Genomic DNA, 17,489 nt, shown 5'->3' with positions numbered 1-17,489 from the left:
CTATTGTGCTTGCACGCGCAGCTCGGCGGCTGAGCGACTTTGGTGGCCGAGCAAGGTGTTGACATCGGCAGCCTTTGGTTTGGCCAGATAAAAGCGCGGGATCCATTGGTCGAATTCGGCCAATATTTCCTGTGCCCGATCTGAGCCGGTTAATTCGAGGTGTTGGTCAATCAGGCCGCGAAGGTGCTCCTGGTGGATCTTCAGCTTGGCTAGCGGCAGGGCTTCGACCAGCTCACGATTGACCCGCCCAGCGAAATCACCATCTTCGTCGAGGATGTAGGCAAAGCCACCGGTCATTCCAGCCCCGAAGTTGACCCCGGTCTTGCCGAGAATCGCCACAATGCCTCCGGTCATGTATTCACAGGCATTGTCGCCAGCTCCCTCGATGACTGCGATGGTGCCGGAGTTACGAACCGCAAAACGCTCACCGGCTTTGCCGGCCGCAAATAGCTTGCCGCCAGTCGCGCCATACAGGCAGGTATTGCCGATGATGGTCGCGTGGTTAGATTTGAATGCCGAGCCAATAGGCGGACGGATCACGATTTGCCCGCCGGTCATCCCTTTGCCGACATAGTCGTTGGCATCTCCGGTGAGGAGCAGGTTAAGTCCGCCGGCATTCCATACACCGAATGACTGGCCGGCGGTGCCGGTCAGATGGAGGTTGACCGGTGTTGAAGCCATGCCTTGATCCCCCCAGCGCTTGGCAATTTCCCCCGACAATCTTGCCCCAACCGAGCGGTCGGTATTACGAATATCCTCGAAGATGTCGGCACCGCTGCGCGCTTCGATCGCGGGCAGCGCCTGTTCGAACAGGGTGATATTGAGCGGTGCATTGTCGAACGGCGTGTTACTTTCGCTACAGTACAGGGTCTTGCCTTCCAGCGGCGCTGAGGTTGCCAGTACTGGTGTGAGATCCAACTTGCTCTGCTTGGCGGTATAGCCGCCGATGACCTCGAGCAGCTCGGTGCGGCCAATCAAGTCAGTCAGCTTCTCGACCCCCAATTCGGCAAGGAGCTCCCGGACTTCCTGACCCAGGCCGATGAAGTAGTTCATGACTTGTTCGGGCAGGCCCTTGAAGAAATCACGGCGCAAGGTTTCGTCTTGGGTTGCCACCCCGGTGGCACAGTTGTTGAGGTGGCAGATCCGCAGGTATTTACACCCTAGCGCTACCATAGGCGCGGTACCGAAGCCGAAGCTCTCCGCCCCGAGAATCGCCGCTTTGACCACATCTAATCCGGTTTTCAGGCCACCATCCACCTGTAGGCGGATCTTGTGGCGCAGACCATTGGCAACCAAGGCCTGCTGGGTTTCAGCCAGTCCCAACTCCCATGGGCTACCGGCATATTTGACCGAAGTCAGTGGGCTGGCCCCGGTACCGCCATCGTAACCGGAAATGGTTATGAGATCGGCGTAGGCCTTGGCAACCCCGGTGGCAATGGTGCCGACCCCGGGTTCGGAGACGAGCTTGACCGAGACCATGGCGGTGGGGTTGACCTGCTTGAGATCGAAGATCAGCTGGGCCAGATCTTCAATCGAGTAAATATCATGGTGGGGTGGGGGGGAGATCAGGGTGACACCCGGTACCGCATAACGCAATTTGGCGATTTCGGTGGTGACCTTGTGGCCTGGTAGCTGCCCCCCTTCACCGGGCTTGGCACCCTGTGCCACTTTGATCTGGATAACATCGGCATTGACCAGATAGTGCGGGGTGACGCCAAAGCGACCTGACGCCACCTGTTTGATTCGGGAGTTGCGCTCGCTGTTGAAACGACGCGGATCTTCTCCGCCCTCACCGGAGTTGGAGTAGCCCCCCAAACGGTTCATCGCAATGGCCAGTGCTTCGTGAGCTTCCGGGCTCAGGGCGCCGATAGACATGGCGGCAGAGTCAAAGCGCTGGTAGAGCGCTGATGCTTCTTCGACCTTGTCGATAGCAATCGGGGCTTGGTCCGGTTTGAGCTTGAGCAAGTCGCGAATCGCGGCGACAGGCCGTTCATTCACTTGCTTGGCAAAGGCTTGGTAATCACTGTAATTGCCTGATTTGACGGCCTTTTGCAGGGTGCCGATAACATCCGGGTTGTAGGCATGGAATTCACCACCGTGGACGTATTTCAGTAAACCGCCATGTTCGATAGGCTTGCGTTTGAGCCATGCTCGGCGGGAAAGGTTGAACAAATCTTGTTGGAAATCGGCAAACCCTGCGCCCTGGATCCGGCTCGATACGCCGCGGAAACAGAGCTCGACAATGTCATCGTCAAGGCCAACGGCCTCGAACAGCATGGCGCAGCGGTAGGAGGCAATGGTCGAGATCCCCATCTTGGACATGATTTTGTACAAGCCCTTGTTGATGCCATTGCGGAAGTTGAGCATCACCTCGCGGTAGGGCTTGGTAATGGCATTACTGTCAACCAATTGGCCGAGGGTTTCATAGGCAAGGTATGGGTATACTGCGGTGGCCCCGAAGCCGAGCAATACGGCAAACTGATGCGGGTCGCGCGCGGTGGCGGTTTCGACAACGATGTTAGCATCGCAGCGCAGTTGCTGGGTGACCAGCCGATTTTGGACCGCCCCCACAGCCATCGCGGCCGGAATGGGCAGTTTGCCGGCATTGATGCCGCGGTCCGATAGCACGATGAGTACCGTACCGCTGCGGACCAAGCGCTCGGCCTGATCACAGATATCAATGATCGCCTGCTTAAGATCTTTCTCGTCGGGGTTGAAGTTTATGTCGATAATACTGTTGCGGTAGTGCTGGTTGTCGAGCTCTAGCAGTTGCACCAAGTCGGAATAGAGCAGTACCGGCGAGCCAAAAGAGACCCGGTAGGCGTGGCTATCGGTTTCGCAGAACACATTGATTTCACGGCCTATACAGGTGGCCAATGACATCACATGCTTTTCTCGCAACGGGTCAATCGGCGGATTGGTGACCTGGGCAAACATCTGGCGGAAGTAATCGGTGACAGCCCGCTCGCGTGACGACAGCACCGCCATCGGCGCATCATCGCCCATTGAGCCGGTGGCCTCCTGCCCGTTTTCGCCAATCACCCGCAGGACCTGATCGATCTCCTCGCGGCTCATGGCAAACAGTTTTTGGCTGGTGCCGAGCTCAGTATCATCGAACGAGCGGCTACCGACTTGTCCGTCGCCTAACTCTTCGAAAGGAACCAGGCGTTTGACATGGCTATCCATCCACTCCTTGTAAGGATGGCGTCCCATTAGGTCGTTATCAATGTCGGCAGAATGCCAGATTTTGCCGAACTTGGTATCGATCACCAGTAACTCGCCAGGGCCAACCCGGCCTTTTTCGGCGACTTCATCTGGGGCGTAGTCCCAGATCCCGACCTCGGATGCGAGGGTGATCAACTTGTCCTTGGTGATGATGTACCTCGCCGGTCGCAAGCCGTTACGGTCGAGATTACAGGCCGCATAGCGACCGTCGGACATCACGATACCGGCTGGCCCGTCCCATGGCTCCATGTGCATGGAGTTAAAATCATAAAAAGCCCGCAGCTCGGGATCCATATCTGGGTGGTTCTGCCACGCTGGCGGAACCAGCATCCGCATTGCGCGGAACAGATCCATGCCGCCGGACAGGAAGAGCTCAAGCATGTTATCGAGGCTCGAGGAGTCCGATCCGGTTTCGTTGACAAAGGGGGCGGCGGTTTGCAGATCCGGCAGCAACGGCGAGGTGAATTTGTAGGCGCGTGCCCGGGCCCACTGACGGTTACCGGCAATGGTATTGATTTCACCGTTATGGGCCAGATACCGGAACGGCTGTGCTAACGGCCAGCGGGGTTGGGTATTGGTAGAAAACCGCTGGTGAAATAAACAGATTGATGATTCTAGCCTGATATCCCCGAGATCTTGGTAGAAGCGGGGAAGATCGGCGGGCATGCATAGCCCCTTGTAGACCGTTACCTGAGTCGACAGGCTACAGATGTAAAAATCGGGATCGGCGGTGATGCGTTTTTCGATCCGGCGCCGGGCAATGTAAAGCCGGCGGTCGATATCGCGTGGCTTCCAGCCTGCAGGGGCATTGATGAACACCTGCTCGATATTGGGGAGAGTTTCGGTCGCGATAGGGCCCAGCACCTGTGGGTTGATGGGGACCTGCCGCCAGCCAACCAGAGACAAGGTTTCCTTGGCGAGCTCTTCGCTGATGATGGTCCGGGCCTGCTCGGCAAGTACCGGATCCTGACTGAGGAACAGCATGCCGAGGGCAAATTCACGCGACAATTTCCATCCCTTGTCTGCGGCAACAATACGGTAAAAACTGTCGGGCTTTTTCATCAGCAGCCCGCAGCCGTCACCGGTTTTGCCATCAGCGGCGATCCCGCCACGGTGGGTCATACGGTCAAGGGCGGAAATGGCGGTGCGGACAAGCTTGTGGCTGGTTTCTCCTTCGATGTGGGCAATCAACCCAAAACCACAGTTATCTTTATCCAGCATGGGGTTATACAGTGTCATTGCAACTCTCCCTATCATCTGCCTGAATAAGCAGAAATACTGCATGTTTTGACGGTCTCCCTGACCATCGATGACAACCTTTGCGCGCACCACTGGTGGTTTTCTCTGATTATCGGGGGGCTGCAAAGGCACCTTTTGCTTCCAGCGACCTTTCAAGTTAACGGCTATTTACAGAAAGGTCAAACTATAAACATTAAGTTAACATTGTGCTCAGGCACCGATAATGCAGGGAAATTAGGGAGGGTTACAGTGAATAATTATGGTGGGGGTATCTTCTAGGGAATAAAAAACCGGCCACTTGGGCCGGTTTGGATTACGTTTTCTGATAACGATTCGGGTTAGCCCTAGGAGGCATCCGACAGCATCAGGGAGTCAGCCTTGGCTTCAAGGTTGCTGTTACCCATCAGGTAGGCATCAATCTCTCGGGCAGACTCGCGACCTTCGTTGATACAACGAACAACCAGTGACTGGCCGGTACGCATGTCACCGGCTGCAAACACGCTTTCTTGGCTCGTGGCAAACCCGTTGGTAGCGACATTGCCATGCTTATCAAGCTTGATGTCCAGCTGGGCCAGCACGCCAGTCGGTTCCGGGTGCAGGAAGCCCATTGCCAAGAACGCCAGATCACAAGGGATGATTCGCTCCGAACCATCGACCTCAGTAAAGCCTGGGCGCTCACCTGGTTTGGCTTCTTCCCACTGGATATCGGCAATGCGCAGCGCTTTCACGTTACCGGCATCATCACCGATGAATTCCTTGGTCAGGATATTCCAATGACGATCACACCCTTCCTCATGGGAGGTCGAGGTTTTCATGATCATCGGGTACGAAGGCCATGGTTGGTTGACCGGGCGCTTCTCCGGCGGGAGTGGCATGATTTCGACCTGGGTAATGCTTGCTGCCCCATGGCGGTTAGAGGTACCGACACAGTCAGAGCCAGTATCACCACCACCGATCACCACCACATGCTTGCCGTTGGCATGGATTTCTTCGGTTTTCAAATCCATGTCGTTGGCGCGGCGGTTGTTCTGGGCCAGAAACTCCATCGCAAAGTGCACGCCTTTGAGCTCACGCCCCGGGATCGGCAGGTTGCGTGGTACGGTTGAGCCACCGGTTAGCAGTACGACATCAAACTCCTGGCGCAGTTGCTGGGCGTTAATGTTCACACCGATATGGGCATTGACTTCAAACTTGATCCCGGCATCGGCCATCAGGTTGATCTTGCGATCAATAATGTCCATGCCCAGTTTGAAATCAGGGATCCCAAAGCGCAGCAGGCCACCCACTTTCTCATCACGTTCGAACACCGTGACGCAATGTCCGGCGCTGTTAAGCTGCTCGGCCGCGGCAAGGCCGGCAGGGCCAGAGCCAATGATGGCGACGGTTTTACCGGTACGGGAGCGTGGCGTCTTGGGTTTGGCGTATCCTTCGCGGTACGCCGTTTCGACAATGGTCTTCTCGATATTACAAATCGTGATTGGGTCTTGGTTGATACCCAGTACACAGCCGCTTTCACAAGGGGCTGGGCACACACGACCGGTAAACTCCGGGAAGTTGTTGGTCGAACTCAAGATATTCCACGCTTCTTCCCAGCTGTCACGGTAAACCGCATCATTGAATTCCGGGATGATGTTACCGATAGGGCAGGCGTTATGGCAAAACGGAACGCCACAATCCATACAGCGTGAAGCCTGCGTATTGATCTTGTCGCCGAACTCCTCGTTGAGAACAAACTCCTTGTTGTCCTGAATACGGACACTCGGATCCAGCTTCTTTGGCAGCTCGCGGCCAAATTCTAAAAATCCTGTAGGCTTACCCATTGACGGCCTCCAACTCTTCCTTGTTTTGTGCTTCTTCCTTGCGCTTTTGCAGAACGGCCTTGTAGTCCCTTGGCATGACTTTCACCATCTTCTCGAGGTTGGCCTCGAAGTTAGACAGGAAGGTTTCAGCCACAGTACTGCTGGTTAGCTCTGCGTGCTTGGTTAGCATGTCGAACAGTAGTTCTTTGTCTTCTTGCTCAAGCGGGTCGAGGTCAACGAGCTCTGGGTTGAGTTTGGTGTCGAAGTCTTCGAACTGATCCCAGACATACGCCACGCCACCACTCATGCCGGCGGCGAAGTTGCGGCCGGTCTGGCCGAGGATAACGGCAACGCCACCGGTCATGTATTCACAACCATGGTCCCCCACGCCTTCAACGACCACTTTGGCACCCGAGTTACGGACACAGAAACGCTCGCCGGCCATCCCGCGGATGTAAGACTCGCCCGAGGTCGCTCCGTAGAAACAGACGTTACCCACCACGATGTTGTCTTCCGGGATGATGTCAGACTTGGCATCCGGGTAGAGTACCAGTGTACCGCCCGACAGGCCCTTGCCCCAGTAGTCGTTGGCATCACCTTCGACCTCGAATTTGACGTTCTTGGCGAGGAAGGCCCCGAAGCTTTGGCCTGCAGAACCGGTGAACTTGACGTTCATTGGCTGCGGAAGACCTTTATCTTTGTAAATCTTGGAGATTTCATTCGACAACATGGTACCGGCACTGCGGTCGGTATTGATGATGTCAAATTCGGCATCCACTTGCTTGCCTTCGTACAGGGCAGGCGCTGCCGCTTCAATCAGCTTACGATCGAGCACCTCTTCCAGGTTGTGGTTCTGCTCGCGTTGGTTATACACGCCATCTTCGTCACGGGCCTGTTCGATAAATAGCACTGGGCTCAGATCTAGATTTTGGTATTTCCAGTGGCCGATGTTGTCACGGATTTTCAGTTTATTCGACTGACCCACCATTTCCTCGATGGTACGGAAGCCAAGCTCTGCCATGATTTCGCGCAGGCCTTCAGCCATGTACTGGAAGAAGGTGACGACATCTTCAACGCGGCCGTCGAAGCGCTCGCGCAGGGTTTTGTTCTGGGTTGCGATACCGACCGGACACGTATTCTTGTGACACTTACGCATCATGATACAACCTTCAACCACGAGGGCGGCGGTTGCCACGCCCCACTCCTCGGCACCCAGCAAGGTGGCGACGGCAAGGTCACGCGGTGTCTTCATCTGGCCATCGGTTTGGACCACGATACGGTTGCGCAGGCCGTTCTTCAGCAGGGTCTGGTGGGTTTCGGCCAAGCCAAGCTCCCATGGCAGACCGGTATGGCGAATCGATGACATTGGTGATGCACCGGTACCGCCATCGAAGCCAGCAATGAGCACGACATCTGCTTTCGCTTTGGCAACACCCGAGGCAATCGTACCGACACCGGCTTCTGATACCAATTTGACGTTGACGCGGCCGGCGCGGTTGGCGTTTTTAAGATCGTAGATCAGCTGCGCCAAATCCTCGATCGAGTAGATATCGTGGTGTGGCGGAGGTGAAATCAAACCGACGCCCGGCGTGGAGTGTCGGGTCGCCCCGATCCAGTCATCCACCTTGTCTCCCGGTAGCTGGCCACCTTCACCCGGCTTGGCACCCTGTGCCATTTTGATCTGAATTTCATCAGAGTTGGTCAGGTAGTAAGAGGTTACACCGAAGCGACCAGAGGCGACCTGCTTGATGGCCGAACGCTCCCAATCGCCGTTGTCTTTCTTCTCGAAGCGGGCAGGGTCTTCACCGCCTTCGCCCGAGTTGGACTTGGCACCGATGCGGTTCATCGCCACAGCAAGTGTTGAGTGTGCTTCGTAAGAGATAGAGCCGAAGCTCATGGCACCGGTCGCAAAGCGCTTGAGGATACTCTCGATAGGCTCGACGTCGGCCAGCGGAATCGAGCCGGCTGGATTTTTGATAAATTCAAGCTGGCTACGCAACGTGGCGGCATCGTCGCCCTGGGCGTCGACGGCACTGGCGTATTCTTTGAACTGGGCAAAGTCTTTGTTACGGGTCGACTGCTGCAGCAAAGAGATGGTTTCAGGGTTGAACAGGTGTTTTTCACCACGCTGTTTCCACTGGTAGACCCCACCGACATCCAGCATCTGGATTGGCACTTCGCGTGTTGGGTAGCCCAGACGGTGACGTACCAGGACTTCTCTGGCGATGTCATCGATGGTCAGGCCCTGGATACGGGAAACCGTACCGGTGAAGTACTTGTCGACCACCGATTTGCTGATCCCCAAGGCTTCGAAGATTTGCGCACCGTGGTAGGACTGCAGGGTCGAGATCCCCATCTTGGAGAAGATCTTCAGCAGGCCACCATTTACCCCTTTGCGGTAATTGTTGAACAGCTCTTCGGTAGGTACTTCCGGATCAAGCTTACGCTTGCGCTGCAGATCAACAATGGTTTCCGTCACCAGGTACGGGTTAACGGCGTTGGCGCCATAGCCGACCAGAGTGGCAAAGTGGTGGGTTTCGCGAGCATCACCGGTTTCGACCACGATGTCACACTTGGCACGCAGGCCTTTGCGGATCAGGTGGTGGTGAACGGCGCCGACAGCCAGCATCGCAGGAATCGCGGCGTGGTTTGAGTTGACGGCACGGTCGGTCAGGATGATGACCGAGTAGCCGTCAATCACTGCATCTTCAGAGTACTGGCAGATACGCTTCAGCGCGCGCTCCAGTTTGCCTTCCTCTCCGCTGGCACGGAAAACGATATCCAGCGTCTTGGCCTGCAGGTACTCGTTATCGATAGCACGAAGCTTTTCAAGCTCGGCATTGCTCAGAACCGGCGATTCAATTTCAACCTTCTGGCAGTGCTCTGGTGTCTCGGTCAGCAGGTTGTGATCTTTACCCAGGTAGGTGTTGAGTGACATCACCATGCGCTCGCGGATCGGGTCGATCGGCGGGTTGGTGACCTGGGCAAACAACTGCTTGAAGTAGTTCGACAGGTGCTGTGATTGGTGTGACAGCACGGCCAGAGGCCAGTCGGCTCCCATGGCGCTGAGTGGCTCGTAGCCCGTTTTCGCCAGCGGCACGATGATTTCGTTGACTTCCTCCGAGCTCATCCCAAAGGCTTGCTGATGGTGCAGCAGGCGCTCAGGCGTTGGCTGGTGGTGCATGTTGTCAGCTTCTGGCAGGCTCTTTAGCGTAAGCAGGTTGTCTTTGACCCACTGCTCATAAGGCTGGGCAGATGCGATGGTGTCTTTAACTTCTTCGTCCGAGATGATCCGACCTTGCTCTAGGTCAGCAACAAAAATACGGCCTGGCTGCAGGCGGCCACGGAACTGGACGTTCTCCGGCTCGATTTCAACCACACCCGATTCAGAGGCCATCACCAGGAAGTCATCTTTGGTCACGGTATAGCGGGATGGGCGCAAGCCGTTACGGTCAAGCGTCGCCCCCACCTGGACGCCGTCGGTGAAGCACACCGATGCCGGGCCGTCCCAGGGTTCCATGACATTGGCATGGTACTGGTAGAAGGCACGGCGTTTTGGATCCATGTTCTTGTTTTCTTGCCACGCTTCCGGGATCAGCATCATCAATGCATGCGGTAGGCTGCGGCCTGATAGGACCAGCAGTTCCAACGCCATATCGAAGTTGGATGAATCCGAGCTGCCTTCCTGGCAGATAGGCAGCAACATGTCGATTTCTTGCTGGCTAAAAAGCTCTGACTCAAGGATCGCTTCTCGGGCCTTCATCCAGTTCAGGTTACCGCGTACTGTGTTGATTTCACCGTTATGGGCGATGTAACGGAAGGGTTGGGCCAGACGCCATTTGGGGAAGGTATTGGTCGAGAAACGGGAGTGAACCAGTGCCAGCGCCGTTACCATCGACGGATTCTGCAGGTCGAGGAAGTACTGTGGTACCTGCTCGGTTGTCAGCTGACCCTTGTAAACCAGTGTCTTGTATGACAGTGAGTTGATGTAGAAGTCATCACCGATGTTGGAGATACTCTCAAGGCAGACGCGAACCGTGTAGTTTCGCAATACGTAGAGCTTGCGCTCGAGTACTGCCGGTTCCATGCTGGCACCGCCGGTAATAAAGACATGCTCAAACTGGGGTTCGGTACTTAGCGGATCGTTGCCAATCATTGAATTATCAACCGGCAGCACACGGTAGCCAATGACTTCTAGGTCAAGTCGCTTGGCGTTGCGCTCCAGGATATCGCGGCATTGCTGGCGTTTGTACTCGTCTTTGGGAAACAGCACCACACCCACACCGTATTGCTCGAATGATGGCAGGCGGATCCCTTGCTTGACCGTTTCTTCCAGCAGAAATTCATGGGGCTTTTGCAGCAATATGCCGGCACCGTCACCACTGCTCGGATCACAACCCTGGCCGCCACGGTGTTCCATCCGAGCTAGCATATCAAGGGCTTGGGTGACAATTTCGTGGGATTTACGGTTCTTTAAGTGGGCCACAAAGCCGATACCACAGGCATCGTGCTCCATTTCAGGCACATAAAGTCCCTGAGCATTCAGCTCTTGATCTGTCATAGATACTTCCTTCCAGTTTCAACAGGCACCAATCCTGGTACCTGAGTTATCCCTAGTTTTGGTTATACACCCTTCAAGGCCTATTGTGGACTCCGGTCCAGCCTTGTCGGATGGGTTTGCTGTGGGATGATGTCGTCAATCAATAGCAAACTTCATTCTGTAGCACTCATGCTCTGGTATGCAAAAACGCTGCAGTTTTGAGGGAGAGCAACATAAACCACTATTTTTTTGGATGGTTTAGTTACTTTTATTGTTCATAAATTGCACACAGCTGTAACTATCCTACAATTTTGATTGATTAATTACCAACAAAAAATATTCCCAGCTTGTAACATCTCGGCATCACTGTGAATTAATTACTTAACGAGGTGCGTATCTATTCGAAAATGACCATTGAATTGCATACCGTCAGCCAATAACCATGCTTTTTATAGGGCTAATTGTGGGGTGTTCAGACCAAAGTATTACAGAATGATGTTGTTGCTAATTTTCATTCCTTTTCTCAGCCTGCGTATGGTGAAAAAAACGCCTTTATTGTTCTCGCACAACTTTTGCCAAAGTCATCGATGCTAATCTGTGCCGCTTTTTTCGACCCCTTGAATGACTAGGTGACAAGATGCAGCTGCATGAGCTCGTGAACACATTAGGCCAGGACCTACAACGTCGCTATGGCGAGAAGGTACATAAACTGACCTTGCACGGCGGCTTCAGCTGCCCGAACCGTGACGGAACTATTGGCCGTGGCGGTTGCACTTTCTGCAACGTCGCCTCTTTTGCTGACGAGCAGGCACAGCACAAACCGATCACCGAACAGCTGTCTCAGCGTGCCGGAGAGGTTGACCGTGCCAAGCGTTATCTCGCCTATTTCCAGGCCTATACCAGCACTTATGCTGAAGTACAGACATTAAAAGCGATGTACGAAGAGGCGCTGGAAACCGCTGATATCGTTGGCTTGTGTGTAGGAACCCGACCGGACTGTGTGCCGGATGAAGTACTCGAACTTCTGGCGGGTTACCGTGAGCAAGGTTATGAGATCTGGCTGGAACTGGGCTTGCAGACCGCCAACGACAAAACCCTTAAGCGGATCAACCGAGGCCATGATTTTGCTTGCTATGCGGCAATTGCCAAGCGGGCGCGAGCATTGGGGCTAAAAGTCTGTGCCCATTTGATTGTCGGCCTGCCAGGGGATACCCGTGAGGACAACCTCGATACTGTCCGCAAAGTGGTTGATGCCGGTGTCGATGGTATCAAATTGCACCCCTTACACATTGTCGAGGGGAGCATTATGGGACTGTCGTGGAAAGCCGGTCGGTTGGCCGAGCTGAGCCTTGAGGAATATACCGAGATCTCGGCAGAAATGATCCGCCTGACCCCGCCTGAGGTGGTATACCATCGGGTTTCGGCCAGTGCCCGCAAACCAACCTTGCTGGCTCCCGAGTGGTGTGAAAACCGCTGGTTGGCAATGACCGAGATTGGCCGAAATCTGGATCAGCATGGCGGCCAAGGGGCGGCACTGGGGCTGCCGTTTGAATATATCCCTCCTGCCTCACGCGCCACGAAATAAACCACTGCAAAGCAAGCGGCGTGCACGGACTGGGTATTAGTGATTGAAGCGCTAAGTGTGTTAGATTACGAGTAAAATGACGTCAATTACTAAATTTAATGCATATTTCCTATCAGGAACGCTCTGTTAGCCTTCTGTTACCTACATGGTTAACCTTATTGATCCGCAGCGGGGGATACCGGCTGCGGGGACTGCTTTTCTGCCTGACGCTTTGGGGCGCGGCGGTTTTTGCGCCAGCATCTTATGCATCCTCCTTTCCCTATCGGCTCCAAATCGATAATTCAGCCTTACTGTTTTCGCTTTTGATCCTCGTGCTGGTTATCGGTGGCGGCTTGCTGACCTTGCTGCTGCACCACCTTGACGCTGGCTCTTACCGTCGCTTGCATGGCCAACTGACTCTCATGCCCACCGCCGTCGCCGTGGTCCGCAAGAAAGACGGCCACTTGGTCTATGGCAACAAGTCCTGCCGCCAGTTGCTCGGGGTTCGCAAGCTCAACGACCGTTACCTCTACCCTGATGATCTCAGTGAGCAAATGCTGTGTGATTTCCTGCGTCCCTTTGCTGGCCTGAAAAACTTCAAGGAAGTGAATGAGGCCTTGCCCCAAGGCAATGGCAAGATGATCCCTCTGCTGATTTCGGGTTTGTCGATCCGTTGTCAATGGCAGTCTTGTTGGCTGTTGTTTATCGATTCGCCACGCGCCAGCCATTGCGAACAAGTGAAGCTGGAAAATGAGCAGCGGATTTTCCAGCAGGTACTTAACTCTTTGTCCGAGTTGGTGTACTTCAAAGATAAGTCGGGTGAACTTATCGGCACCAACAAGGCATTTGACCGTTTTTGGCGTGGGCGCATAGAGGAAGGGATTGCCGAAGAGCAGGGGCGCCGCTCTATTGGCAACAGTGCGGCCCATACCTGGACCACGGCACCGGACGGCTCTAGTCGGTTGCTGGAAACCAACTTCAATTTATTGCTTGGTGATTCAGGAGAGGCCATTGGTACCCTCAGTATTAGTCATGATGTAACAGACTGGCATGAAATGCAGGAAGTACTTAAAAGCGAGATTGAGAAACGGGAAGTGACAGAGCAGGAGCTGGCCCAGCGTAATACACTGCTTGATACCATTCTCAGCGCCAGTCGGGATCCTATCGCTTTATATAATGAGCACGGGGTGTATGTCGGCTGTAATGAACCGTTTGCTCGTTCGCTCGGCTACACCCAGCAATCCTTGCTGGGAAGATCTTCAGCGGATGTGCTGGAGCCTGATAAGCTGGAACTGTTCCGCCAGACGGATCAGCAGGTCATCCAGCAGGGGATCAGCGTCAAAACCGATGATTACGTGATTCTGGAGGACGGTACGCCAATTTGGTACGAGGTGCTCAAGTCACCCTATCGGAATCCGACCGACGGTACCACCGGGGTGCTCATGATGGCGCGGGACGTGACCGAGCGTAAAATGGCTGAGCAACAACTGGCTGATGCCATTATGGAGCTGCAGGAGCTCAGCTTTGTCGATAGCCTGACCAAGGTCGCCAACCGCCGTAGTTTCGATGAGCAACTGCGTAAGATGTGGTACAGCCATATTCGCGAAAAGAATCCGCTGACCCTGATCCTGTGTGACATTGACTACTTCAAGGCCTTTAATGATAACTATGGCCATCAGCAGGGGGATTTCGCCCTTCGCGAAGTGGCCAAGGTACTGCGCAGTGTGGTCAAACGTGAGACCGACGAGGTCGCCCGTTATGGGGGCGAGGAATTTGCGTTCCTGCTGCCCAACACCAGCTTGGCGGGGGGCGAAGTGGTCGCGGCAGCCATCCATCGGGCGCTGGCGGAGAAGGGACTAACCCACAGCTATTCTGATATTGCCCCCACCTTGACGGTGAGCTTGGGAGTCGCGACGCTGATCCCTCTGCCCAACCAGGATTATGGCAAGCTGGTCGAGCTGGCTGATGTCGCCCTGTACCGGGCCAAAGCGGCAGGCCGCAACTGCACCATGACGATGTCGGAAAAAGAGGCCAGCTAGTGCCGCGCTGCTCGGGGACGGTGAAAATGTGAAGGACGGCAGGCGTACAGGAAATGCCTGCTTGGGTTCTCGGTCGCTCGCCCTTATGATGGGAAAGCGGTAGTGATTAGGAAGTAAGAATGAAACAAATCAAAGTACTGGCACAATATTACGTTGATCTGCTAGTCAAACTCGGACTGGTTAGGTTTAGCTTGTTACTGGCATTGGCCCTGGTCGCCCTTGCTGTCGTGGTGCAGATTGGCGTCACCTTGGTATTGCAGGGGGAAGTACTAGATATTGATATTGTCCGTTCAGTCTTCTTCGGCTTGCTGATCACCCCTTGGGCTGTCTATTTTCTCTCGGTGGTGGTCGATCAACTCGAAGAGTCCCGTCAACGTTTGTCAAAGCTGGTCACCAAGCTCGAAGAGATGCGTTCGCGTGACATGCAGCTCAACAAGCAGTTGCAGGACAATATCAGCCAGCTGAACCAAGAAATTGAAGAGCGGGAAAAAGCCGAAGAGGCCCGCCAGGAAGCAATGCAGGATCTGGAAAACGAAGTCTATCAACGCGAAAATGCCCAGCTTGAGCTGGCTGAACAGAGCGCCTTGCTCAAGTCCTTCCTCGATGCCTCGCCGGATCTGATTTATTACCGCAATGAAAAGGGCCAGTTTTCCGGTTGCAACCGGGCGATGGAGGAGCTGACCAACCGGACCGAGAAGCAATTGGTTGGTCTTACCCCGAGGGATGTGTACAGCGAAGAGGTTGCCAGCAAAATTTCCGAGACCGATCAGCAGGTGTTCCAGAATAATGTGTCGCTGACCTATGAGCAGTGGCTGGAGTACCCGGACGGTCGCAAGGCTATCTTCGAATTGCGCAAGGTTCCGTTTTACAGCCGTGATGGACGACGTTTGGGCTTGATGGGTTTTGGTCGCGACATTACCGAGCGCAAGCAATATCAGGACGCCCAGGAAAAAGCGAGCCGAGACAAGACCGCATTTATTTCGACCATCAGCCATGAATTGCGCACGCCGCTTAACGGCATTGTTGGTCTGAGCCGGATGCTACTGGAGACCAAGCTCGACCAAGAGCAGAACGACTACATGCGCACCATTTATGTTAGCGCCATTACCCTCGGTAATATTTTCAACGATATCATCGATATGGATAAGTCGGACCGCCGTCGTCTCGAGTTGATGCCCAAGCCGTTGGACTTTCATGATTTTGTCGCCGAGATGGAGAATATCTCGGCCTTGATGGCGAGCCAGAAAGGCTTGCGCTTTGACCTCGAAAGGCTGACCGAACTGCCTGAATGTATCGAGGTCGACGGTACCCGATTGCGTCAGGTGCTGTGGAATTTGATCGGCAATGCGACCAAGTTCACCAAGGACGGCGGGGTGGTGATGTCGGTCAGTAGCGAAGTCGACGGCCATCAAGCGCATATTACCTTTGAGGTTGAAGACAGCGGGATAGGGATCCCGGCAACGGAGCTCGATAAAATTTTTGCCATGTACTATCAGGTGAAAGATGAGGACGATAATTTGCACGCGGTCGGTACCGGAATTGGCTTATCGGTTTCGCGCCAGCTGGTACAGATGATGGGGGGCGATATCACGGTCAACTCGGAAGTCGGTGAGGGCAGTACCTTTACCGTGACGATTACCGTCCCACTGGTCGAGCAGGTGGTGGAAGAGGAAGCCCTGCCCGTCGCCCCGCAGATCAGCCTAAATATCTTTATGGTTGAGGATATCGAGCTCAATATTACTGTTGCCAAGGCGTTGCTAGAAAGCTTGGGCCATGAGGTGACGGTAGCAATGCGCGGTGAAGAGGCGCTGTCGATGTTTGATCCTGACGCTTATGATTTGGTCCTGTTGGATATCCAGCTGCCGGATATGACCGGCTTCGATGTGGCAGCCAAGCTCCGCGAGCGATTCGATTACCTGCCGGCATTGGTGGCCCTGACTGCCAATGTGATCAAGGACAAGAGTGAGTACTTGGACAAAGGAATGGACGACGCAATCAGCAAACCGCTGAGCGTCAAGGCAATCACGGAAGTGATCCAGCGATTGGTACTGACTTGCCCGCTGGACGAGGAAGAAGGAGAGGAACTGGTGGAAAATGAACCAACCCCGCAGGGAGTCAGCAATGAGATGGTCAATACCTTGCTGGACTTGGAGATGCTGACGTCCTATGTGGAAATTGTCGGTACCAAGCCTGTGTATGACAGCATCGCGATGTTTGAGGATAAGATGCCGGAATACATTGCGATCCTGGATTCCAATATGACGGCCAAGGATCAAGACGGCATCAAGTTCGAAGCGCACAAAATCAAAGGCGCAGCGGGCTCTATCGGCCTCAAGCATATCCAGCAGGTCGCCCAGAAAGCCCAATCCCCTGAGTTGCCAGCTTGGTGGGAGAATATCAATGATTGGGTCGATGAAATCAAAGATGGCTACCACAATGATCTTAAGGTGCTTAAAGACTGGCTAGCCCAGCAGGAGAAAGCATGATGGGAACTGACGCAAAAACACTGCTGTTAGCGGCGGGGATTCTTTTCGTTGCTGGATGCGGTGACATGGCAAAAGACAAAGAGGCGGAAGGTCAGCAGCCGGCCGCTGCCGAGGAACACGCCGAACAGGTAGCGCCTCTGGTTGAGGATCTCCCGGCCACTCTGCCGGCAGAAGTGGATATCTGGCAGTCACCGCAAGAGTTGATATTGTCAGATGCCACGGTTTATCTGGGCAGTGAACTGTGGCTCAATAGCATGCCGGTGATCGGTGATGATGGTAGCCAACCTGCGAATAAGCTGCATGCCTCCATTCGCTTGCTAACGCGTGACATGAAGCCACTGCCGCAAGGGGTGGAAATATTGCAGGTGTTGGTTGCGCAGGAAGAGCAACTATGGCTGGGGCAGGAGAACCTTGACGTCCGCTCGGAAGGCGAGATGAGCCTGGAGGTGAGCTTGCGCGGGGGACCTGAATGGTTGCCAGGCAGCAAGGCCGATATTGCGGTAACGGTACTCTATCAAGGTCAAGAGCAGGTCTTGATCCAACGCGGTGTGCTGGTCAGCCAGGTGTTCTGATCGGGTGCGACTTACTGGGGCTGAA

Annotated in this window: 7 protein-coding genes; 4 read left to right on the top strand and 3 right to left on the bottom strand. The window is 54.5% G+C overall.

The genetic code is table 11. From position 1 onward, the window contains the following. The 3 genes from gltB (C9I99_RS20800) to gltB (C9I99_RS20790) form a co-directional block, all read right to left on the bottom strand. Window positions 1-4,464 carry a glutamate synthase large subunit gene (gltB, locus tag C9I99_RS20800; protein ID WP_107350750.1) on the bottom strand — a complete coding sequence of 1,488 codons (4,464 nt, stop codon included), beginning with the start codon at window positions 4,462-4,464 and terminating at the stop codon, window positions 1-3. Between the two features lie 344 nt (window positions 4,465-4,808). Beyond that, window positions 4,809-6,284 carry a glutamate synthase subunit beta gene (locus tag C9I99_RS20795; RefSeq protein ID WP_107350749.1) on the bottom strand — a complete coding sequence of 492 codons (1,476 nt, stop codon included), beginning with the start codon at window positions 6,282-6,284 and terminating at the stop codon, window positions 4,809-4,811. Beyond that, window positions 6,277-10,824: a glutamate synthase large subunit gene (gene gltB / locus C9I99_RS20790; protein WP_107350748.1), complete on the bottom strand. Its 4,548-nt coding sequence runs from the start codon at window positions 10,822-10,824 to the stop codon at window positions 6,277-6,279. Before gltB (C9I99_RS20790) ends, C9I99_RS20795 begins: the two co-directional genes overlap by 8 nt. A 616-nt stretch (window positions 10,825-11,440) precedes the next feature. Between gltB (C9I99_RS20790) and mnmL the strand changes: the two genes are divergently transcribed. From mnmL to C9I99_RS20770, 4 genes are all read left to right on the top strand, one after another. Next, a complete protein-coding gene (mnmL, locus tag C9I99_RS20785; protein ID WP_107350747.1) occupies window positions 11,441-12,388 on the top strand; it encodes a tRNA modification radical SAM protein MnmL/YtqA in 948 nt (315 codons plus the stop codon). Between the two features lie 98 nt (window positions 12,389-12,486). Then, window positions 12,487-14,406, top strand: a complete 1,920-nt coding sequence (locus C9I99_RS20780) for a GGDEF domain-containing protein (RefSeq protein WP_107350746.1) — start codon at window positions 12,487-12,489, stop codon at window positions 14,404-14,406. 119 nt (window positions 14,407-14,525) lie between these two features. Continuing rightward, window positions 14,526-16,892, top strand: coding sequence for an aerobic respiration two-component sensor histidine kinase ArcB (arcB, locus tag C9I99_RS20775; protein ID WP_107350745.1), 2,367 nt, complete (start codon window positions 14,526-14,528; stop codon window positions 16,890-16,892). Further along, on the top strand, window positions 16,889-17,464 hold the full coding sequence (locus tag C9I99_RS20770; protein WP_107350744.1) for a hypothetical protein: 576 nt from the start codon (window positions 16,889-16,891) through the stop codon (window positions 17,462-17,464). Before arcB ends, C9I99_RS20770 begins: the two co-directional genes overlap by 4 nt. Window positions 17,465-17,489 lie beyond the last annotated feature (25 nt).

The sequence above is a fragment of the Photobacterium lutimaris genome, from assembly GCF_003025555.1.
GTDB classification, from domain to species: domain Bacteria; phylum Pseudomonadota; class Gammaproteobacteria; order Enterobacterales; family Vibrionaceae; genus Photobacterium; species Photobacterium lutimaris.
The sequence above is the reverse complement of the archived record's forward strand: the minus strand, read 5'-3'. Positions and strand labels throughout refer to the sequence as shown.

What these genes read in the sequence shown, in the direction of transcription:
- gltB (WP_107350750.1), bottom strand. Translation starts at nt 4,464, where the DNA reads ATGACACTGTATAACCCCATGCTGGATAAAGATAACTGTGGTTTTGGG.
- C9I99_RS20795 (WP_107350749.1), bottom strand. Translation starts at nt 6,284, where the DNA reads ATGGGTAAGCCTACAGGATTTTTAGAATTTGGCCGCGAGCTGCCAAAG.
- gltB (WP_107350748.1), bottom strand. Translation starts at nt 10,824, where the DNA reads ATGACAGATCAAGAGCTGAATGCTCAGGGACTTTATGTGCCTGAAATG.
- mnmL (WP_107350747.1), top strand. Translation starts at nt 11,441, where the DNA reads ATGCAGCTGCATGAGCTCGTGAACACATTAGGCCAGGACCTACAACGT.
- C9I99_RS20780 (WP_107350746.1), top strand. Translation starts at nt 12,487, where the DNA reads ATGCATATTTCCTATCAGGAACGCTCTGTTAGCCTTCTGTTACCTACA.
- arcB (WP_107350745.1), top strand. Translation starts at nt 14,526, where the DNA reads ATGAAACAAATCAAAGTACTGGCACAATATTACGTTGATCTGCTAGTC.
- C9I99_RS20770 (WP_107350744.1), top strand. Translation starts at nt 16,889, where the DNA reads ATGATGGGAACTGACGCAAAAACACTGCTGTTAGCGGCGGGGATTCTT.